Raw genomic sequence first — 21,918 nt, forward strand, 5'->3', positions numbered from 1 at the left:
TCCATCGACACAGGTTCTACTGGTTTTATATTCAACACATCAGTGCGTTATTGGCCAATAATCGCCCCGATTAACCTAGAAAATCTTCTGCCACCATTGCAAAGGTTCACCGCAATTTTGTGCAGGATTATAGGTTCCCTTTAATGCGGGTAGAGCTTCGACATTGCCACAACCCGCTTCTTTAGCGACGCCGGTATCACGGTCAAAATAGCCTCGCACAACACCTGGAACCGGGATTGAGCGTAAACCAATTGGTGGGCGCTCACTTAAGAAGGATTGATATACCGCCATGGCGCCACTACTACCATAGAGGCTAGTTTTGCCATTATCGTCCCGTCCGACCCAAATTGCTGCAACATTACGCTCATCAAACCCCGCAAACCAAGAGTCACGGCTATCGTTACTCGTTCCCGTTTTACCCGCTAGCGCCACCCCAGGGAAAGCATTACCTAACCGTGTTGCCGTACCAGAACGCACCACCTGCTGCATCGCATATTGCACGAGAAAATCTGTTTCGGGCGTAATGGCTTGCTCTTTAGGTGAACGGGTCACTGGCAAAGGTTCATTATGGCTATCCAATACTGCAGTAACGGTTGTGAGCTTACGATAAGCCCCATTATCCGCTAGGGTCTGGTACACCTGCGCGACCATCAGAGGAGAGCCATTCACTGCCCCTAATAACATCGATGGATATTCGTTTAAGGGCTCTTCCCAGCCAGATTTGGCTAGGGTGGTTGCTACTGCGTCCACACCAACCGCAATCCCCAAGTTTACCGTGGGCACGTTCATCGATTTTTTCAACGCCGTTAACAGGGATACTTGACCACTAAACTTTTTATCGAAGTTTTGGGGAGACCAAGTTTTACCTTGTTCATTTTTTAAGGTAATAGGCTGATCTTTTAGCGGTGTCGCCAAAGTGAATTTGCTATTAGGCGCCAATGCCGTCGCGTACACAAAGGGCTTAATTAACGAGCCAATAGGACGGCGAATTTCAACGGCGCGGTTAAATCCATCAAACCCTGGCGTTTTATCGCCTACCATTGCGGCAATACCGCCAGTGTATTTGTCGGTCACCACCATGCCAATCTGCAATGATTTATTGCCTTTATCTAAACTTTTAAAGGTTTTCATCACCGCATTTTCGGCCGCTTCTTGGGCCATTGGGTCTAGGGTAGTATAAATTTTCACACCAGATTGTTTCAGTAAAGCATCACCATAACGTTGATTTAGTTCTTGCTTCACCAAAGCATAGAAAGCAGGTAACTTCTGATGAACAGGCTTATTTTGACTACGTAAGCCCAATGGAGACTCTACCGCCGCCTTATACTGTTCTGTATTTAATTCACCCGCATCCATCAATAAACGCAATACGAGATCGCGTCTTTCTTGACTACGATCTGGATATTTCCACGGATTGTAGTAAGACGGACCTTTAATTGCTGCCACAAGAAATGCCTGCTGAGGCGCAGTCAGTTCGCTAATCGGACGTCCAAAATAAAATTGCGAGGCCAGCCCCATGCCGTGTATAGCACGGGATTTATCCTGCCCCATATAAACTTCATTTAAATAGGCTTCGAGGATTTCTTCTTTGCTGTAGCGAAAATCAATAATCACCGCCATTAGCGCTTCCCGCACTTTACGCAGCAAAGAACGCTCACTGGACAAGAAAAAGTTTTTTGCAAGCTGCTGTGTCAGCGTTGAGCCGCCTTGTACTGTTCGTCCCGCACTTAAGTTGACAAACGCAGCACGCAAAATCGCAAAAGGATTAACGCCATGATGTTCATAGAAACTGCGATCTTCCACTAGAAGTAATGCCTGAATAATCAATTTAGGCATATCTTCGGTTGGCACAAATAACCTGTCTTCACCGTCGCCAGCAATAATACGATCAAGTAATACGGGTTCTAAGTGAAACACCGCTAATTGACGCTTATCTTCTATCCGCGCGACGGAACTTACACCGTCACTGTCGAAGCTTATCATTACTCTTTGTTCTGCTTGATCGCCCTCAGGATGTAAAAAGGGTCTACGCCATAACTCTATACGCGTACTTGAAGCTGAAAATTCACCGACTTGGCGAGGATTAGCGACCTTACGATAACCGAGCAATTTAAGTTCAGCCATTAACTGAGGATGACTGACGGCGGCACCGGGGTACAAGGCCATGGACCGGCTAAATACTTGGGCGGGTAGATGCCATTTTTGCCCTTCAAATTTTTTGGCAATAATTTGATCAAGATAAATACTGTAAAAAGTGACTACGGCAAGCACTACTAAAGTCAACTTCCAAGTGAGCGACCAGATGTGCCCAAAGAGTCCACGACTCCTTTTTGCCTTGCGCTGAGCGGGTGTTTTTTTTGTCGTCTTAGTTGTCATATCTACTTCATCATTCACACATTTAAAGACATCAGTCACGGGCACAACACCTAAATGTTGTAAATCAAAGCAGCCTAAAAGCTATGACTGAGATAAACCCAAGGTTTTCTTCTTGGTATATTTTGTAGGTAAAGTATTCACAGGATCGTCCGGCCACAAATGTTTTGGATAACGACCACGCATTTCTTTTTTGACTTCAACATAAGGGCCCTGCCAAAAGCTGGCTAAATCGGCTGTAAGTGCTAATGGTCGCTGTGCTGGCGAGAGCAACTCCATCGTCACCTTAAGTTTGCCCTGTGCCAATATTGGGCTTTGTGCCATACCAAAGGTTTCTTGTAATCTTACCCTAAGCAAAGCTCGCCCAGAGGCGTCATACACTATCGGGGCATGCGTTCCAGTGACTAACGCCCAAGAGGTTGGCAAACATGTCTCGAGCATTTGTTGCTGCTGCCAACTTAATTGGTTTGCGACAAAGCTAAAACAATCGAGTTTCTGTAACTGCGGCAGATTATTCACATTTTCAAGGTAAGGCGCCAGCCAAGTTTCAAGGTTTGCCAATAATGCAGTGTCACTGATATCAGGCCAATCAGTACTCGCATCCAGTGCTTTAGCCAACTGGAGTCGATATTGGAGTTGTTCTAAGTTGTCGTTCCAATTGAGAATTTTTAATCCCTGCAAACGGATATAGTTCAGTAATGCGGCCACTATTTGTGGGCGTTCAGGCTTAGATATTGATTCAGACCTGAACAATATTTGGCCAATCTTATATTGGCGTTCTGCCACTACTCGCCCTTTTATCTCATCCCAACCGCATTGCTCTGTGATATTTAGCAGGGGCTTTAGTGCCTCATCGAATAGATTGGGGTGCAACTGACTTGCCAAATAGATCCGACCTGCACTTTTACCTTCTGTTTCTTGAAGATCAGCGACAACAAGCCATGGTGTTTGCGCAAGTCCATCCTCCGCGGCGAGCACAACACCCGTGCCATTAGCCAATTGATATCCCTCTACGCCCCGCGCCCTAGCGATACGATCAGGATAGGCAAATGCCAATAATAACCCGACATCTTTATGATGAGCATGGGAGGCTATCACGCTTAAATCACCAGACACGGCTAACTTTCTTTGCCATTGTTTTACCTGCTGCCCCACTTGTCCCTGAGTCGCAAAGTACAGGTAATTCATCATATCTGCACCCTTTTTGGGTAAGCCTCTGGCCTCTAAAATCCCCGCAAGCAAACAGGCTAAGCTAGATAATTCTGGTTGAGATAACTGCTCAGCTAAGGTTTTAGCACTCAGTAACATATGGGCAAGCCGAGGGTGGCAACCTAACTCATAGGCAGCTTTGCCATGGGGAGTTAACTTATTTTGGGGATCAACCATCCCTAAATGCTGTAACAGCCGCCAAGCTAGTGCTTCATTTACCTTGGGGGGTGAAGTCAGTAACATTAGATCACTAAAGGATTTTGCTCCCCAATAGGCACAATCGTGGGCCATTGAGACAAGATCCGCTTGGCAAATTTCAGGCTCATCAGCCTTTAGCATTCGCCCTTGTTCTTCTTGACTCCATAATCGAATACATCGACCTGCCGCTAAACGCCCCGCACGCCCTGCACGTTGAGTTGCCGAGGCTTGACTAATACGTTTTAAACTGAGGCGAGTAACGCCAGTTTTAGGATTAAAACTGGCTTGACGTTTATAGCCACTGTCGATAACAAAACCAATATTATCAATTGTTAAGCTCGATTCTGCCACGTTGGTTGCCAATACAATTTTACGCTTTCCCTGTGTCGATACCGCTATGGCGCGATCTTGCTCAGCACCAGAAAGCTCACCGTATAATGGACATATCAAGAAAGTATCACTGTCGAGACGCTCACCCAAATACTGCACTAATCGCAGGATTTCAGCTTTGCCGGGTAAAAAGACTAATACATCATTGTGAACGGTATTTTTTTCAGTAACCGTATTTGCACTGACAAGCTCGACAATACAGCGACCAAGATGCTCCAACCAATGCTGCTGACTTGGCACGGGGCAATATTCAACTTCAACGGGGAAACTGCGACCTTCGCTGTGTAAAATCGCCGCCGAGGGCATTAATTCACCCAAGGCTAAGCCCGATAACGTCGCCGACATAGCCAATATTTTTAAATCATCACGCAGGGAAGCTTGTACTTCGAGCGCTAAGGCAAGGCCAAGATCCGTTGTAAGATGCCGCTCGTGGATCTCATCAAAAATGATCACTTCAATCCCTTTTAATTCAGGATCTTGCTGGATCATCCGCGTTAAAATCCCTTCGGTAACTATCTCTAAGCGTGTATTGGCGCTGACCTTAGACTCTCCACGCACCCGATACCCAATCTCTTGCCCTACGTTCTGTTGTCGGCAGCGGGCAATATAATGTGCCACACTACGGGCGGCGACTCGACGAGGCTCAAGCATCAGAATACGCCCAGTGACTTCAGGCCAATCCAACATAGCCAGAGGCAAAGCGGTAGATTTACCCGCCCCAGTAGGCGCCTCAAGGATGACTTGGGCATGGGTAGAAAATGCCTCACGCAGCGGAGCAAGTAGAGAATAAATGGGTAGAGAGTTCAAGGATCTGATATCAAAGTTCAAAACAGGTCGTCAGTGTACTCATAATCGGCTTTAATACCAACCGTGCAGGTTGTGGATTTAAGGCTGTAAACCACTGTTCATATCAAGCCAAGGCCGACTTAGCCCTGAAGTTAAATCAGATAAACGAGTGGGTTTGTTAATCGCGTAACCTTGGGCGTAGTCGACCCCGAGCATCTGTAATTTAAGGCCAATTTCGGGGGACTCCACAAACTCAGCAATAATATCAAATCCCATGTCTTGCCCCAACTGACAGATAGCCTTAACAATAGCTTGATCCGCGGGATCCTCACAAATATTAAGGACAAACTGACCATCAATTTTGACAAAATCCACATTAAGACGCTTGAGATAGGCAAAGCTTGAAAAACCAGCTCCAAAATCATCTAGAGCCAACTGACAATTAAGGGGACGTAATACTTCAATCAATTTTGTCGCCTGTTCTAGCTGACTCACCGCTGCCGTTTCTGTAATCTCAATACAAAGTTTGTCCACCAACTCCGGCTCGGTCATTAAGCGCATTTCAAGCCAGTTCATAAACTCACTGTCTCCTAAAGACGTGGCCGATAAATTAACAGAAACAAGATCCAACTGCTGCCAAATCGCTAAATGACTACTACCCCATTTAAGTAAATTATCTATTACCCAAAGATCGACTTTAGAAGCTAAGTTATAACGCTCAGCCGCGGGCAAGAAAATCGCAGGAGAAACAATAGTGCCGTTCGGCTGAACCATACGCAGTAGGATTTCTAAATGCAGACCTGACTCACGGCGATTTAATGGTGTAATAATTTGAAAATAAAGCTCAAACTGATTCAATGCGAGGGCGCTGACAATATCAACTGAGGCCATCATCTCAGTATAAAGTCGAGTCATCTTAGGATCTTTGGCGCTGTATAAATGCCAACCATTGCGCCCTTTATCTTTAGCAAGGCGACATGCCGCATCCGCTTGACTCATCACAGTGTAAATATCAGCAGCCGATTTATCGAGCTTGGCAATGCCCATACTCACACTGACATTATGGCAACGGTTCTCCCAAATAAACTCGTGGGTTGCAAGCTGGGTACAAATGCGATTAGCAATATGCTGCGCCGAATCCACGTTGCTGTAATGCATCAAAATACCAAATTCATCACCACCGAGGCGCGCGACAATATCGCCTTTGCGGACAAGCTGTTTTAGACGCAAAGCCAACTGACACAGGAGTTTATCTCCCGCTTGATGGCCGCTCACATTATTGATGACTTGAAATTGGTCGACATCAATAAAAGCAACGCAGGTCGGCATGTCATCCCTTACTTGTAGAAGATTCTCAAGCAATGCTTCAAAATGTAGTCGGTTGGGTAAGCCAGTCAGTGCATCGTAATTAGCATGGAAAGAGAGTTCATCGGCTAAGCGATACTTTTCACTCACATCTTCAGCTATCATCACCAGCGTATTTTTATCACCATGGATCTGGCTGAAACTTAACCTTAACCAATCGAGTTGATGCACCGATTTTAACGGTAACTCACACCAAGCTTGACCTAAGACGCCCTCACGTACCATATGCAAGGTATCGTTGAGCATGGCGTGTTCTTCTTCTCGTACCATCTGGAATAAATCATATCCGTGCTGCACAGGTAAAGTTTGCAACGCCACTTTATTTAACATTGCCAGTTGATTATGTTTATCGAGTAACGCACAGGCTAAAGGTAACTGATTAAATACTTGACGGTATTTATATTCACTTGCCAGCATATTTTGGGCAATTCGAGTCAATTCCATTGCAGAGCCAATCATCACTGCGGCATGACTAAACTCATCAATAAACGCATTACTCCAATCACAACATTCAGAGCAGTTAACCGCCCCTAGAGCTATCCGTGTTTCGCCAAAAATGACGGGAGGTAAAACCAATAAACTTTTTACATTCCAATCTTTTAGTAGGGCTCTTTCAGCCAATGCCTCATCGGGCAACCGATTAACATCAGGCACATTTAATAATCTTGGTGAACGTACCAACGAACGAAAAAAAGGCATACGTGCTAAAGGCCAAACTCGGATCTGTTGTCCCTTAGTAAATTGCGGTTTTAAATAAAGATTTCGAGTGCGTAAATGGTCAAGAGACTGGCTTCCTGTCAACACAAACACTCCATCACAGTGGAGTTGTAAGGTAATAGTCTCTAGGGCTCGGTCAACATTCTGCTCTAAGGTTTCTAGCGGGGTTTCGCTAAAAATAGTGACGAGTGCCTGTTGGAGTGGATTGGCTAAACCATCTGACATTTCAAGGTATTTCCTTACCTAACATTCCATTTAAGGTGTTATCAACATGCGTTGAGCATAGAAATTTGAATAATCAAAAACGGCTAATGAGCTAATGAATAGCTATAAAATAATAAAATGACATTAACCGCTACGGAAAAAAGTATAGCTTATTCAGAAAAACACACTTCTTTATGATTGGTCAAGATTTAGCCTGAAATAGATTAAATCCTGCACTCAATAAGCAGGACTGATAAGGAAAGTCAGATAGAAAGTAGGGGCAACAAACACGAGAAAGTCTAATAATTTATTCAACCAGACGTAAGGTTTCGCGATAGGCTCGTTTTTGTTCATAGGTTTGTAACCGCTGAATGAACTCATCCGTCTTAGTCAGTTCAGCACTCATCTTTAAAGCTTCAATCGCTTTTTGCTGGGTCAATATTGCAGCACTAAAATCACCAATTTCTGCATAGGCAGCAGCGAGGTTATCTAAATTAGTGGGATCGTTTTCATTTACTTTAAGTAACTTTAAGGATAACTCAACCGCTTTATTGCCATCGCGATATTCAGCCTCAGGGCAAGTCGCAAGGATCCACGCCACATTACCCAGCGCAATATCATCACCCACTTGGGTAAATTGCTCGACCGCTTTACCACAATTACGTACAACGCCATCACCGCCAGAGGCATAAATAAAACCTAAACGGAACTGAGCCCAACGATTACCTCGTTCACTCATCACTTTATACCAATGCTCTGCTACCGAGAGATCTCTGGCAATAATTTTGCCCTCAAAGGATAAATCAGCCAGCGTTTGCTGTGCTTTCTCATGCTGTTGTTCAGCCGCCAGGGATATCCAATACATGCCAGATGGCACCTCTTGTTCCACATAGCGCCCAGAGAGATACATCAGCCCCAATAAAAATTGAGCATCAGCACTGCCATGCGCCGCCTGAACTTGGATTAGCGCAAATTTACTCGCTGCAATTTCAGCTGCAGGTTGTGGAATAGAAAATGCGTGCGCAACAGAACTTAGCCCTACGCCTAAAGTTAAGCCTATGCTCAAAACCCATTGTCTGTATTTCACCTTACTTACCTCACCTCAAAGCGACCACACCATAAAGTTAGCCTGAATTTTTTGGATAAGTCGAGCCTAAATCGCACTAAAACCAAGACTAAAATGGGATAATAAAGGGATATTTTCTCGAAATAGCAAAAGTAATTACCTCGTACAGTGGCATTTTTTTTATTTTTGGCTCAAAAAATTCTTAAAATGCCTTATAAGATGTGATTAACTCGACAGAGTTAACTGAATCCGATGAGTTTCGTACCGATTTAGTTGACTAATATCACTAAAGTAGCAAAATAAGCTCTAATTTTAGATGGTTAATTGCATTTATTCACTTATTCTAAACTAAGACTTCTATCAAGTTTTTGTGAGTCTAATTGACGTAAAATGCTTATTTAGAATATCCTTACTTTCGTTTTAATCAATCGAGGAACATCAACATGGCTCTGATTGGTAAGCCAAAACCGGACCCAACTTTGGAATGGTTTTTATCACACTGTCACATTCATAAGTACCCTGCAAAGAGCACTCTTATCCATGCTGGTGAAGATTCAGATACCCTTTATTACATCGTAAAAGGTTCTGTTGCCGTATTGATTAAAGATGAAGAAGGTAAAGAGATGATCCTTTCTTATCTTAATCAAGGCGACTTTATTGGTGAGTTAGGATTATTTGAAGAACAAGCAGAACGTACCGCTTGGGTTCGAGCTAAACAAGCATGTGAAATTGCAGAAATTTCATATAAAAAGTTTAAGCAACTGATCCAAGTTAACCCTGAAATTCTGATGAAACTGTCTGCTCAAATGGCTTATCGCCTACAAAGCACGAGTCAGAAAGTCGGCAATTTAGCGTTTCTTGATGTCGCAGGTCGTATAGCACAAACATTATTGCACTTAGCTAAACAGCCTGATGCAATGACTCATCCTGATGGGATGCAAATCAAGATTACTCGTCAAGAGATTGGCCAGATTGTAGGCTGTTCACGTGAGACTGTCGGTCGAATCTTGAAAATGCTTGAAGAGCAAAATTTAATTCAAGCACACGGCAAAACGATAGTGGTATACGGTACCCGTTAAGTTAGTCTTCAGCTTGATTTAAGCCTGTTTCATTAAAGTGGCCTAGCATAAATTCTAGGCCATTTTTTATTGGGGTACACAAATGAAACGGCTGTTTTTTATCTGTTTTTTCAGTCTGTTCGCACTGGTGTATCCAACAATAATCAATGCTGAACCGATTGAATTAGAACACTATCAAGTCAAAGATCTCGTTAACTCAGGACAAATTCTGTCGCTCAATGGTACCCTTGCGGTTGTGGATCAATTTTGCCAAGGTGAACTAATTGATGCCCATCTCTATCAAGAAGCGCATAAATGGCGCTATGATTTACAAATTAAAGTTCAGCGCGGCCAAATCGTTAATCTGAGCATTGATGCAACCAATGGCCAACCCGATCAATCCATTGCACTACCGAGCGAATGCCAAAAAAATGAAACTGCTACTCGTTGAAGATAACCCAATGCTGGTCAATGAACTGGCAAAGCAACTCAAACTTGCTGGCTACGTTACCGATATCACAGACAAAGCTCTGGAAGCCGATTACCTCATCAAAGAAACTCAATATGATTGTGTGATCTTAGATATTGGCCTACCCGATGGTAATGGACTCGAATTGCTCGAAGGCTGGCGAAATCAAGGTATTAGTACGCCAGTGATCATGTTAACGGCTCGTAGCCAATGGCATGAAAAAGTCGAAGGTTTTAATGCGGGTGCTGATGATTACCTAGGAAAACCTTTCCATGCTCAAGAGCTGCTTGCTCGCATACAAGCACTGATTCACCGAGCCCATGGACGCTTAAATACTCCCAGTAAACAACTCACCTATGGTGGCGTTACCTTAGATGAAACGGAGCAAACAGTAAAAGTAGCCGATCACCTATACGAGTTAACAGCCATGGAATTTAGATTGCTTAAGATTTTTCTTATGTCGCCTAAAAAGCTGTTATCTAAAGCACAGCTAACCGATAAACTCTATCAATTTGATGATGAAAAAGAGAGTAATGTCGTAGAAGTTTATGTGACACATCTACGTAAAAAACTCGGTAAAACCGCTATCGAAACCCGCCGCGGTCAAGGTTATATTTTCCACGGCGCAATTCAATGATATCCATTCGCACTAAGCTCAGTTTATGGTTAACGGGCTTAATAGTGCTGGGCACAGTGATTGGACTCATCTTATTTGAGTCCATGTTGCGCCAAGCTTTTCACGATTCGATTATCAATCGTTTAGAAGAAGATCTTGAACATATCATGCTGGCGACCCATATCAATGATGGTGATATCAGCATAGATCAAAGCCAGCTTTCCAGTTTTTATAAACCTGCCTATTCGGGCCGCTATTTCCAGCTTAATCTGCCAAATGAAGTGATTCGCTCACGTTCATTATGGGACATGCAATTAGATATTGAACCATTAGCCCCAAATCAAACCCGAGTTTGGCAAGCTAAAGGACCAAAAAACAATGATATGCAACTGTTATCCTTGGGATTAAATTCGAGTAGCGCCAATGTCACAGCCACCCTGACAGTGGCGCAGGATCTCAGTATTGGTAGACGCGTATTTAGTGAGGTTTATGGCACTAAACTTGGGGTCAATCTAGCGATGCTAGTGGCGATGATCATGGGGATCTTTTTAATTCTACGTCAGTCTTTTAAACCCGTTAGGCAAATCCAAGATGCGCTATCCCGTTTACAGCAAGGGGAGATCAACGCTCTCGAACTGAGTAATATCCCCCCGGAAGTAAGGCCACTAGCAAAAACCTATAATGAACTACTCGAATACACCGCCAAGCAAATTGAACGTAGTCGCAATAACTTAGGTAACTTGAGCCATGGGCTCAAAACGCCACTGGCGGTGATGCAGCAACAAGTTGAAGCACTTGGGCTTAAAGATCCTGAAACCGCCATAGCCCTGCAGCAACAACTTGATTCGATTCACAAGATGGTCGAGCGTAAACTGGCGGCGGCAAGGATCACAGGCGACATGCTTCCTGCGGCGCAATTAGTGATCCCAAGGGATTTACACAGCCTAGCCAATACCCTTAATAAGGTCCACCGCAACAAGTCCATCGAATGCAATTTTGAACTCGATCCCAATATCCTACGGCTGCCGATCCACAGAGAGGATGGCATGGAGCTCCTAGGCAACCTATTAGACAACGCCTTTAAGTGGGCTAAGCACCAAGTGAGTATTCAGCTATCACGTCAGCAAGAGCGTCTCTGCCTTTGTATCGATGATGATGGCCCTGGGGTTGCTGATGATGAGCTAGATAAACTCACACAGCGAGGAACAAGATTAGATGAAGCTGTAATGGGTCACGGCTTAGGTTTATCGATAGTGAAAGAAATTGCCGAGCAATATGAGATTGAACTTAAATTTGATCACAGCACTCGCTTAGGTGGATTGAGGATCGAACTGACCTTTAGCTAGATGTCTTATTTGAGCTATTCATAAAAAACGCCATCGAATCGATGGCGTTTTTTTATACTCAAAGCGAGATGAGGCCCTGATGAAGTTAAGCTTTATTCACGTTGGTACTTTCAAAAATCTTGTCGGCAGACGCCGCTACAAAGCCCGTGTAAAGCTCGCCATTTGCCATAGGATAACGCAGGGCAAACTCGTAGAAACAACTTGGGATTTCTACTGTCGCATTAGTAAATTCAACGCCAATTTTATCGGCCATGGTCGAGGATTGCTCTAACAACACCTCTGGCGAACCTTTAATCTCACCACCAGAACTATTGAGCACAAAGCCCGCTTGTTTCAATGCATTATTCACTGACTCTAAGGTATCAAAACCATGGAGGTGATTGATAGACACAGTAAAATGGTTTGCACGATAACCAAAAGCGGCTACCCAAGCAGCATATTCACTCTCGGCTAATAAATCCTCATAGGTTTGAGAATCCAATGACCAATGGCGGCCTGAGTAAATAAAATTATCCGCCGTTGTCGCGGCGACATCCACTTGGGCGATTAAACCTTGAATGGTCGCTTGTAGCGCTGGGCTAAATTCTTCAACCAACAACTCAGAGATAAACACTTTAGGCTGAGTCGAGTCTGGATGTTCAAAATGCTTAGCCACCAGTTTTTTCTGCTCGAACTTATAATCACCACAAGCAACATAGCCTAGTGATGTGAAATGCTTAGCCAGCACATCCAAATTCACTTTAGCGATGTTAAAAGTACGTAGGGCGATATGGTCGTTGATGATCGGCTTACCATGACCCAACAACGCGTGCACTTTTGCCGCAGAAGGGGTCATTTGAATATAGTCTTGCCACAGGGCGGCAAATAAGGCGTTGATGTCAGTATGCATAAAAACTCCTTTTATTGTGCTGCGGTTATTGCTGTTATTGTGCCGCAAACACTAAATGTAACGACCTAGATGCCACTGTTGCAGCGTCACACATACCCACAGTAGAAACTCAAGTCACGTTACTGCTTGTTATTAAAAAGGAAGAACATTCGTCCTTCCTCCTCTTTACCACATAAAAGTCAAATCTCTACCCGCTTACAAGCTCAAACCTGGGCTTAGTGTCGCGGGTAAACTCACGGCATCAGCCTCGACCGAAGCAACGGGGTAAGCACAGTAATCGGCGGCATAGAAAGCACTCGCTCTGTGGTTACCCGATGCCCCTACGCCACCAAAAGGCGCCGCGCCCGATGCGCCAGTGATTTGTTTGTTCCAGTTAACAATGCCTGCACGAATACGCGCGAGGAAATAATCATAATCTTCACGGCTATCCGCAAGTAATCCCGCAGACAAACCATAACGCGTTTGGTTAGCCAATTTGATCGCCTGATCGAAATCGCCATAGCGCACCAACTGCAATAGAGGCCCAAAGTATTCTTCATCCGGCAATACATCAATTGCCGTTACATCGATAAGGCCAGGAGAGACTAAGCCCGTTCCTGCTTGTAAATGCGTTAATTCAACGAGCACTTTACCGCCTAAATCGAGTAGATTGGCTTGCGCCGCAACCATACCTTTGGCGGCAGTTTCTGAAATCATTGAGCCCATAAATGGCTGTGGCTGCGCATTCCAAGGGCCGACTTTAATCTGTTTAACCGCATCGACTAACAGGGCAATCAGGGCATCACCCTGCTCGCCTTGCTCAACGTATAAACGGCGTGCACAAGTGCAGCGTTGGCCAGATGAGATATAAGCCGACTGCAGAATATCGTGCACTGCAGCCTTAATATCCTGTACCCCTTTGATGATCAGTGGATTATTGCCACCCATCTCAAGTGCTAAAATTTTGCCAGGATGACCCGCATATTGTTGGTGTAATAGGTGTCCTGTACGTGAACTGCCCGTAAAAAACAAACCATCGATCTGAGGATGTGAGGCTAACGCTTTACCTGTATCCACCTCGCCTTGAACCAAGTTGATAACCCCCGCAGGTAAACCCGCTTTATCCCAAAGCGTGACCATCAACTCGGCCACTTTAGGCGTCAATTCAGAGGGTTTAAAAATCACAGTATTACCCGCGAGTAAAGCAGGCACTATATGACCATTAGGCAAATGACCGGGGAAGTTGTAAGGACCGAAGACAGCTACAACACCGTGGGGTTTATGGCGAATAACAGCGCGTCCGGCTGGCGTATCATTGGCTTCTGTGCCCGTGCGCTTATGGTAAGCCGCGGCCGATAGCGCAATTTTACCTATCATGGCGCCGACTTCGGTTGCCGTTTCCCACTGAGGTTTACCGGTTTCTTGGGCTATGGTTTCAGCCAGTTCAGCTTTATTGGCTTCGAGTTGGCTGCGATACGCTTCAACTATGGCTAAACGCGCGTCAAAACCTAACATAAACCAATCAAATTGTGCTGCGCGAGCAGCCTCAACCGCGGCATTAACCTGCTCTGCGGTAGCTGTTTTTCCGCACCAAATAGTTTCACCATTGGCAGGATTGATTGAGGTCACGTCATGACCGTTACCAGTATGCCATTGGCCTTGAATATAATGTGTCATGTGTTTATTCCTACATTGCCAAAATACGGATTTGATCGCCTTTAGCGAGCAACAAACCCGCTGCGAGTTCAGGGCTAATTACTATGTGTTCGGATTTATCATCCACCGCTAAATATGCCGCTGTTGCACGGTAGTTGGCTAATTGGGTATTGGAGATAATGAATTGGCTACTCGCCTCGACCATATCACCTATATCTATGGTCAATAGCCGACTTTCTCGGACTGCGCGAATATCGGATAAGCGACACTCAACCGTTGGACCACCATCGAAAATATCCACATAACCGCGGCATCTAAAACCTTCTGCTTGTAGCAGACTCAATGCGGGACGGGTGTTGGTATGCACTTCGCCTATCACCTTTTGTGCTTCTTCCGGTAGTAAACACACATAAACCGGATTTCGTGGCATCATTTCGGCCATAAATGCCTTTTTACCCAAACCAGAAAGATAATCTGCCTGAACAAAATCAATGCCTAAGAAATGCTTTTGTAGCCAACCATAAAAGGGAGAATGACCATTAGCATCGCTCACACCACGCATTTCGGCGATCACTGTTTCACCAAAACGTTTCGCATGTTGGGCCAAAAACAAAAAGCGACTACGGGATAACATGCGGCCATTATTGCCTTTACGATAGGCTTCACGTAAAAACAATGTACATAATTCGGCGGCGCCAGTGTAATCGTGGCAAAGGGTTAAGGTTTCAACCTCATTACGCACGTCGATTTGTTCAGAATGATAAACTTCGGTGCCGAGGCGATAATGGTAAAAGGCGTCTTCCATTCCGACAGCAGCCTCAATGGCACAAGTGCCGACCACTGCGCGGGTATCGGTATCTTCCAATACCATCAGATAGCCTTCATCGAAGGGAGTCTCTACAGGTTTGACGAATGAGGCTTCTGCTCTCGCAATTTTATGTTTGAGCAAATCGGCATTCACAGGTAATGACGTAAAACCATGGCCAGACTCTTCGGCAATTTGATATAAAGCCTCAAAATCACCAGCCTGAATAGGACGTATGATTAACATCTTAGTGTCTCCTCACTTTGGCTTGCAGCGCACCAAGGCTCCTATCTAAATAAGACAGGTAGTGATGCACACAAGCATTCCCTGACAAAAAAGGAGTGCGAATAAATTCAGCACTCCTTAGGTCATTTAGGCGGCAGCTATGCTCGCCACAGCACGTTCAAAACGAGCTAGACCTTCAGCAATATCTGCCTCGGGGATCACCAGAGAAGGAGCAAAACGCACCACGTTAGCACCCGCCATCAGACTCATTAAGCCTTCGGCGACAGAGGCGACCAAAAAGTCGCGTGAACGACCTTGGTACTGTTCATTAAGAACGGCCCCTAAGAGTAAACCTTTACCGCGAACTTCTGAAAAAACATGATATTTTTCATTGATTTTATTCAAACCATCACGCAGTAATTGCTCGCGATGTTTCACGCCATCTAGCACTTCTTGCGTGTTCACAACATCTAATACTGCATTACCGATAGCACAGGCCAATGGGTTGCCACCATAGGTAGAACCATGGGTGCCCACTTTTAAATGCTCAGCAATTTCAGCCGTAGTCAGCATAGCAGCAATCGGAAAACCACCACCCAAAGCCTTAGCCGTGGTGAGAATATCTGGCACTATGTCCGTTCCCATATAAGCGTAAAGCTCGCCAGTACGGCCAACACCGGTTTGGACTTCATCAAAAATTACGAGGGCATTGTGCTTATTCGCAAGTTCACGTACCGCTTTGAGGAAGGCGGGCTCGCCACTGATAATACCGCCCTCACCTTGTAGTGGCTCAAGCATAATGGCACAGGTTTTATCCGATACTGCGGCTTCTAATGCTGCGATATCGTTATAAGGTAAATGTGTAATGCTCTGTGGTTTAGGACCAAAACCATCGGAATAGGCGGCTTGCCCACCAACACTTACAGTAAAGAAAGTACGACCATGGAAGGCTTTATCGAATGCGATGATTTCGTCTTTTTCAACACCGTATTTTTCTAAGGCATAACGACGGGCTAATTTTAATGCGGCTTCGTTTGCCTCAGCACCTGAATTAGCAAAATACACTTTGTCGGCAAAGGTGCTGTTCACTAATTTAGTCGCTAAGGCTAAGGCAGGTTCGTTTGTCATCACATTGGATAAATGCCACAGTTTTTCGCCTTGAGTTTTTAGTGCATTCACAAGAGCAGGATGACAGTGACCTAAGCAATTTACCGCAATACCGCCAGCAAAATCGATAAACTCGTTACCTTCTTGATCCCATACTCGGCTTCCTTCGCCACGAACGGGGATCACTGCCGCTGGCGCATAATTAGGCACCATCACTGCGTCAAATTGGGCACGGTTTAACTTCATATCAACGCTCATTCTTCTTCATCCTTTGTTTTTGTTTAGCGGCATAGGGCGCCGTCAGAATACCCTGTGTATCTTTATCTAGAGTTAGTGATACAGGGAATGCTTGTGTCTGTTAATAGCCATTATTAGCGAAAATGTGATCAAAATACCAGTTTTTCACAAACATCAATCGCTATGCTTTGACACAAAGTGCATAAAGATTGCAGTTTAAGAGCTATACAAGCGTTTATCCCTAAGGCTTGTAGCATATTTAGTCAGAAAAAAAGTTATTTACCTCTATTTTTGCTAGCTATTCACTGAATATGAATAACTACACAATTTTAACGAATCAAATGTGAAAGCACAAAGTGACTGATTTTCTCCCTCGCCTCGAGGGCCTCAGGTAACAAGTCAAACATAGGAAATACGTGAGGCATATTGGGATAGAATATGCCTTGGATCTCCCCACCACTCGCTTTAATTTGAGTCACTAACCGTTCTGAATCCTGTAATAGCAACTCCCGAGTACCCGCGATCACTAAGAGCGGCGGCAGGCCTACCAAGTTCCCTTGTAAAGGAGAAACTCTTGCAGACATAGGATCTGCGCCTGCAAGATAAGCTCCCCGTAAACGCAGCAATGACTCTATGGTAAAAAAAGGATCATCTGCACCAAGAATAAGCTCAGTGTCCCCCGTTATCGCCAAATCTAATGCTGGCGATAAGAGTACGCAGGCTTGGGGAAGCGGTAAATGAAGACGCTTAAGTTCGAGCAATAAACTTAAGGCTAAATTACCTCCCGCAGAATCCCCCATCAGTACCAAATTATTTGCACCTTTCAAGTCGATTAAGCGTAAATACGCCTCCATCACATCATCACAGGGCGCGGGAAAAGGATATTCGGGAGCAAGACGATAATCGGGAATATAGATATCTAACTGACAACGCCGACCGATATCTGCAACAAGCCTTGCATGGGCATGGGGGGTTTTAAAGCAAAAACCGCCACCACGAACATAAAAGAGATTTCCTAATAGAGGTGATTTAGTCAGATGCACATAGTGCAATAGATTTGAATGCCTAAGCGGAATGGTGGCACTGACTAATTTATCGGGCCAGGGGATCCAGCGCTTATCCAGCTCAATAAGCTTTTCACGCACTTGTGCTAAGGGGACTTTTGCCTTGCCTCGGCTGATGGATGGGCGGGCAACGTAGGATAAAATAGTGTTTAATACAGATGATTGCCAGCTTGACATCTTCCCTCCACATCAGCGCCATATCGACACTGATAAAAGGGCATCGATTATAGCAAATCTAACTTTCGATAATTTTGTGCTTTTAAACGCAGCACTTCTTGCTCTGTTAACTCGTAATAATCAAACATTAAACGCTTTTCTTGCGGCTCAATATGGCGCATCTCTTCAAGTAACACCACCTTAGCATAACAATTAGCCCGTGCGACAATCGCGGCTTGAGATGAGAGCTCACGATAGCTTAAGGTTTGATCAAGCTCCTTTAATAACAAAGTTAATGGACTATGTTCAAACTCAAGTAGTGTTAATAATTGCCAATTAAGTTTCAGCCCATGATTTAACACTTGTTCAAAAACCACTTTAGCTGGGAATTCTGTTGCTATCACAGCATCATATACTTCTTTATCGCGGCTACTACTGGCTTCCCGTATCCAAGTTCCCCATGTTTTATCGAATAAGCGAGCACTTAAACTCAATACAACCGACGTACCTAACTGGTTTAACAGAGCACTACTATAAACCAGTGCTGAGTCAGTATTGTGAAGCTTAGCCAGTGCATTGGCTGCAATACCGCTGATAATGCTGTAGCGCCAAAGTTTACGGGTAGTCCACAGCAATTTAGCATTGCCGCTAGGTAACCAGTTACGTAAACAAAAATAGGGAATTATGGTGCGAAGGTTCTCTATTCCAATGTAACTCATCACTAATTTGATATCAGTGACATGCACATCAGCCCCCTGAGGTCGATGGGCACGAAAGGCGGGACTGTTGACCATATTGGTTAAATCGCGACATAACCAACTTAGATTACTGATAAGTGGTCGTAATCGAGTGGCATCAAGGTTTTTTGCAAGTAGGAGTTCTAACAATAAAATTTGGGACTCATTGATATCAGCCTGCACCAAAACCAATTCAGGGGAGGCCAATTGATGCTCAATGGCGTTATTAACGGTTGCGGTTAATTGTTTCGACACCGCTTCAAAAACTTCTCGGGCTTGGAGCTGTTTCATCATACGCGCCAAAATGGCTTCGCGTTCAATATCCAACTTATTCGCATCGGCCTCAAGCTCCCTATCAAGTTCATCCAATAGTGTTGGACTCGCCTTTTGTTTGCCGAGGATTAATTGCTGATAGAGCCTATGTTCTATCTCTATAATTTTGCCAGGCCTTACGCCACCCGCTACCGAAATCGCCACTATTCATCTGTCCTATTAAGCCATGCCTGTGACGTCAATATTCTAAAATCCTAAAAAACATTATAATTTCAGCACATACAATCAATCTTAGCAATAAACAAACCCTGCTGCTTAGTACCTCTCAAATTTACTAACTTAAACATAAAAAAGGCCTCTTAAAGAGGCCTTGGCAAAACGCTAAACGCGCTTATTTGAGTTCTTTTTCAAATAACTTATAGATACGACGATATTCATCTAACCAACTCGATGGCTGACGAAAACCGTGTGGCTCAACAGGATAAATTGCCATTTCAAACATCGGCTTTTCCAGTTCAATCAGGCGCTGCACCATGCGAACACTGTCTTGGAAGAAGACGTTATCGTCCATCACACCACTCATAATTAACAATGGCTTAGTTAATCCTTGGGCATGTTCAATCGGTGAACTGCGCTCATAGGCAATAGGATCCACATCAGGCGTGTTTAAAATGTTCGAGGTATAAGGGGCATTATAGTGTGCCCAATCTGCCACAGGGCGCAGTGCGGCGCCCGCTTGGAATAGATCTGGCGCGGTAAACAGCGACATAAAGGTTAAGAATCCACCGTAGGAGCCACCGTAAGTACCGACACGTTGAGTATCGACATTGGCATGGTTCCCCATCCAAGTCACACCATCCTTTAAGTCCTCTACTTCGGGATGCCCCATATTGCGATAAATCGCAGTACGCCAATCACGGCCGTAACCCTTAGAGCCGCGGTAATCCATATCCATCACCACATAACCTTGTTGAGTTAATAGGTTATGGAACATAAACTCGCGGAAATAACCGCTAAAGCCATAGTCAGCATTTTGCAAATAACCTGCACCATGGTTAAAAATCACCGCTGGGTACTTTTCAGCGCGGGATTTATCATAGCCTTGGGGTAAATAGACTCGAGCATAAATATCACCTGCACCGTAATTTGACGGCACCGCCACCACTTCAGGCGCTTGCCATGGGTAGTTTTTAAAGGCATCACTCGTATAAGAAGTTAGTTGCTTTAACTCGCCGCCAATAGATTGAATATAGAGCTCATTCGGTTGTGTACGGCGTGAGGCATTGAGCAACAGCTTAGTTCCATCAGGGCTTAAGCTGTAATCTAAATTACCATCCCACTGAGTTAATTGCTCATTTTTACCCGTGGATATATTCACGCGGTGAACATTATAAATACCTGGATGATTTTGATTTGCTTTGTAATAAATAAAACTTGCATCCGGTGATAGCGTGATATCGCTTACCACAAACTTACCTTGGGTTAACGCACGTGGCTTTTCGCCTAATGATTTAATGTAAAGTTGCGAATAACCTGTTTCTTCCGACAGATAGTAAAGCGTATCTGTCCCTGGCACCCAACCGAACTGGTTATAGTCATAGTTCACCCAAGCATCATCATGGAGGCGATGTTCAGTAATAAACTTCCCCTTTGAGAGGTCAACACTGGCTATCCAGCGATCTTTATTATCTGTGGCTTCCAACATGAGGGCGACTTTAGCGCCGGACTCATGCCACTGAATCGCACTTTGTGTCCAACCCCAATCCTGCATTAACTGAATTTTACGTGGTGCGAGAGTGCTTTGATAAGTTTCGCCTTTAGCCTTGGCATTCTCAGTTTTAACCTTTGCCAGTACATCCTCATCGAATCCTGTTAGGCCTTCAATGGTGATATTCATTTGTTTGTGCAGGGTTAGGTCAAGTAATACAAAGCGTTGCCCAGGTGGAGCGTCTTCAGCTACACGAGCGCGCACAGGCACAGGATCGATATATCCTTTGGCACCAAGATAATTAGGCATGATGTCATGCTCATTACGGCCGTTATGATTTTTATCGGTTAACGCCACTAAAATATAACGGCCATCAGGAGACAGGCTAAGCTCAGAAACCACCTCACTATCGCCTAAATACCAAGTACTGGCCGCAAGCGTCGGATCGTTTTTCTGCAAATCATCATTGAACTTCGCCTTAGCTTTGGCGTTTTCCTGTTGCAGTGCCACATATTGAATTAATCTGTGCTGCTGTTTAGCCAAATAAGTATTAGGCTCTTTTACCCCTTCTGGCGCTTTTGCCATTTTGATTTCGGCAAGCTGCTCAATTAACCCTGTCTCTTGATGAATTTGGAAAACATTATCCCCCTGCCAGTATGCAATGTCGCCATTATTCAAATAACGTACACCATCAATCGCAGTACGTTGGCGAGTCAATTGGGTGATCTTCCCTGTACTTAACTGCTTAACAAAAATATTGCCTTGATAGAGGTAGGCTTTATAAGACTGCGTGGGATCTATGACCCCAAATTGCTGATCAGCGGTATGCAGCTTATCGATAGCTAACTCAAGCGCACCAGTATCATCAATACCTTGCTGATAATAACTCCGCAAAGGTGCACCACTGGCTTGACGGGCAAAAAATACACTTTGACTATCATCACTCCAATAAGCTTCTTTAGCGAAAATCCCCATCCAATCGGGATTCGCCATAATTTGATTAAGCGTAAGGGCCTCTGAAACCTGCGGAGGTTGCGCCAATGGGACTTGGAACACCTGCGGCAATGATGTAGGGATTGACGTTTCTGTCGATGTTGCGGCACAACCCGCTAACACCGCAACGGTAAGTGCACTAAATCCCAAACTTCGGATTACGCTTTTCATTTATCCTTCCTTTTTATTGTTATCGCAACAGCCAAAGTATGATCTGTCTATCTTGTCTGTTTAGCGTAGTTTTGCGGCACTTATATCATATTTAGCGACTAAATTGACGCAAAAGGAGGGA

At 44.5% G+C, this 21,918-nt stretch carries 15 protein-coding genes; 4 read left to right on the forward strand and 11 right to left on the reverse strand.

From position 1 onward, the window contains the following. Nucleotides 1-75: 75 nt before the first annotated feature. The 4 genes from mrcB to SPUTW3181_RS18275 all read right to left on the reverse strand — a co-directional run bounded on the left by mrcB (nt 76) and on the right by SPUTW3181_RS18275 (nt 8,329). Nucleotides 76-2,376, reverse strand: coding sequence for a penicillin-binding protein 1B (mrcB, locus tag SPUTW3181_RS18260; RefSeq protein ID WP_081429817.1), 2,301 nt, complete (start codon nt 2,374-2,376; stop codon nt 76-78). An 81-nt stretch (nt 2,377-2,457) separates the two neighbouring features. Beyond that, nucleotides 2,458-4,977 (reverse strand): ATP-dependent helicase HrpB, encoded by a 2,520-nt coding sequence (hrpB, locus tag SPUTW3181_RS18265; RefSeq protein WP_049824091.1) that lies wholly within the window; start codon nt 4,975-4,977, stop codon nt 2,458-2,460. Nucleotides 4,978-5,055: 78 nt separating this feature from the next. After that, complete coding sequence (locus SPUTW3181_RS18270; protein WP_011790764.1) at nt 5,056-7,263, reverse strand: putative bifunctional diguanylate cyclase/phosphodiesterase; 2,208 nt, start codon at nt 7,261-7,263, stop codon at nt 5,056-5,058. Nucleotides 7,264-7,549: 286 nt separating this feature from the next. Further along, nucleotides 7,550-8,329, reverse strand: coding sequence for a tetratricopeptide repeat protein (locus SPUTW3181_RS18275; protein ID WP_011790765.1), 780 nt, complete (start codon nt 8,327-8,329; stop codon nt 7,550-7,552). A 422-nt stretch (nt 8,330-8,751) separates the two neighbouring features. Here SPUTW3181_RS18275 and crp point away from each other — a divergent pair, with 422 nt between their 5' ends. From crp to SPUTW3181_RS18295, 4 genes are all read left to right on the forward strand, one after another. Then, nucleotides 8,752-9,387, forward strand: a complete 636-nt coding sequence (crp, locus tag SPUTW3181_RS18280; protein WP_011070954.1) for a cAMP-activated global transcriptional regulator CRP — start codon at nt 8,752-8,754, stop codon at nt 9,385-9,387. Nucleotides 9,388-9,469: 82 nt separating this feature from the next. After that, the gene (locus SPUTW3181_RS18285) at nt 9,470-9,817 is read left to right on the forward strand and encodes a PepSY domain-containing protein (protein ID WP_011790766.1); all 348 of its coding nucleotides are present in this window, start codon (nt 9,470-9,472) and stop codon (nt 9,815-9,817) included. Further along, on the forward strand, nt 9,798-10,472 hold the full coding sequence (locus tag SPUTW3181_RS18290) for a response regulator transcription factor (RefSeq protein ID WP_011790767.1): 675 nt from the start codon (nt 9,798-9,800) through the stop codon (nt 10,470-10,472). Before SPUTW3181_RS18285 ends, SPUTW3181_RS18290 begins: the two co-directional genes overlap by 20 nt. After that, entirely contained in the window at nt 10,469-11,797 is a 1,329-nt protein-coding gene (locus tag SPUTW3181_RS18295) for an ATP-binding protein (protein ID WP_011790768.1), read from the forward strand. Before SPUTW3181_RS18290 ends, SPUTW3181_RS18295 begins: the two co-directional genes overlap by 4 nt. Nucleotides 11,798-11,882: 85 nt before the next feature. Here the strand turns inward: SPUTW3181_RS18295 and SPUTW3181_RS18300 are convergent, their stop codons facing one another. The 7 genes from SPUTW3181_RS18300 to SPUTW3181_RS18330 form a co-directional block, all read right to left on the reverse strand. Next, nucleotides 11,883-12,686: a DUF1338 domain-containing protein gene (locus tag SPUTW3181_RS18300; protein ID WP_011790769.1), complete on the reverse strand. Its 804-nt coding sequence runs from the start codon at nt 12,684-12,686 to the stop codon at nt 11,883-11,885. 195 nt (nt 12,687-12,881) lie between these two features. Continuing rightward, a complete protein-coding gene (astD, locus tag SPUTW3181_RS18305) occupies nt 12,882-14,342 on the reverse strand; it encodes a succinylglutamate-semialdehyde dehydrogenase (protein ID WP_011790770.1) in 1,461 nt (486 codons plus the stop codon). Between the two features lie 10 nt (nt 14,343-14,352). Beyond that, nucleotides 14,353-15,372: an arginine N-succinyltransferase gene (gene astA, locus SPUTW3181_RS18310; protein ID WP_011790771.1), complete on the reverse strand. Its 1,020-nt coding sequence runs from the start codon at nt 15,370-15,372 to the stop codon at nt 14,353-14,355. A 126-nt stretch (nt 15,373-15,498) separates the two neighbouring features. Further along, entirely contained in the window at nt 15,499-16,716 is a 1,218-nt protein-coding gene (locus tag SPUTW3181_RS18315; RefSeq protein ID WP_011790772.1) for an aspartate aminotransferase family protein, read from the reverse strand. A gap of 308 nt (nt 16,717-17,024) precedes the next feature. Next, on the reverse strand, nt 17,025-17,936 hold the full coding sequence (locus SPUTW3181_RS18320; protein WP_011790773.1) for an alpha/beta hydrolase: 912 nt from the start codon (nt 17,934-17,936) through the stop codon (nt 17,025-17,027). A 47-nt stretch (nt 17,937-17,983) separates the two neighbouring features. Further along, complete coding sequence (locus SPUTW3181_RS18325; RefSeq protein WP_011790774.1) at nt 17,984-19,129, reverse strand: HDOD domain-containing protein; 1,146 nt, start codon at nt 19,127-19,129, stop codon at nt 17,984-17,986. Between the two features lie 187 nt (nt 19,130-19,316). After that, a complete protein-coding gene (locus tag SPUTW3181_RS18330; protein ID WP_011790775.1) occupies nt 19,317-21,797 on the reverse strand; it encodes a S9 family peptidase in 2,481 nt (826 codons plus the stop codon). Nucleotides 21,798-21,918 lie beyond the last annotated feature (121 nt).

Origin of the sequence: Shewanella sp. W3-18-1 (genome assembly GCF_000015185.1) — a bacterium.
Classification (GTDB): domain Bacteria; phylum Pseudomonadota; class Gammaproteobacteria; order Enterobacterales; family Shewanellaceae; genus Shewanella; species Shewanella putrefaciens.

Excerpts from the sequence above, each read along its gene's own strand:
- mrcB (WP_081429817.1), bottom strand. The coding sequence starts at position 2,376 with ATGACAACTAAGACGACAAAAAAAACACCCGCTCAGCGCAAGGCAAAA.
- SPUTW3181_RS18270 (WP_011790764.1), bottom strand. The coding sequence starts at position 7,263 with ATGTCAGATGGTTTAGCCAATCCACTCCAACAGGCACTCGTCACTATT.
- crp (WP_011070954.1), top strand. The coding sequence starts at position 8,752 with ATGGCTCTGATTGGTAAGCCAAAACCGGACCCAACTTTGGAATGGTTT.
- SPUTW3181_RS18285 (WP_011790766.1), top strand. The coding sequence starts at position 9,470 with ATGAAACGGCTGTTTTTTATCTGTTTTTTCAGTCTGTTCGCACTGGTG.
- SPUTW3181_RS18290 (WP_011790767.1), top strand. The coding sequence starts at position 9,798 with ATGAAACTGCTACTCGTTGAAGATAACCCAATGCTGGTCAATGAACTG.
- SPUTW3181_RS18295 (WP_011790768.1), top strand. The coding sequence starts at position 10,469 with ATGATATCCATTCGCACTAAGCTCAGTTTATGGTTAACGGGCTTAATA.
- SPUTW3181_RS18300 (WP_011790769.1), bottom strand. The coding sequence starts at position 12,686 with ATGCATACTGACATCAACGCCTTATTTGCCGCCCTGTGGCAAGACTAT.
- astD (WP_011790770.1), bottom strand. The coding sequence starts at position 14,342 with ATGACACATTATATTCAAGGCCAATGGCATACTGGTAACGGTCATGAC.
- astA (WP_011790771.1), bottom strand. The coding sequence starts at position 15,372 with ATGTTAATCATACGTCCTATTCAGGCTGGTGATTTTGAGGCTTTATAT.
- SPUTW3181_RS18315 (WP_011790772.1), bottom strand. The coding sequence starts at position 16,716 with ATGAGCGTTGATATGAAGTTAAACCGTGCCCAATTTGACGCAGTGATG.
- SPUTW3181_RS18320 (WP_011790773.1), bottom strand. The coding sequence starts at position 17,936 with ATGTCAAGCTGGCAATCATCTGTATTAAACACTATTTTATCCTACGTT.
- SPUTW3181_RS18330 (WP_011790775.1), bottom strand. The coding sequence starts at position 21,797 with ATGAAAAGCGTAATCCGAAGTTTGGGATTTAGTGCACTTACCGTTGCG.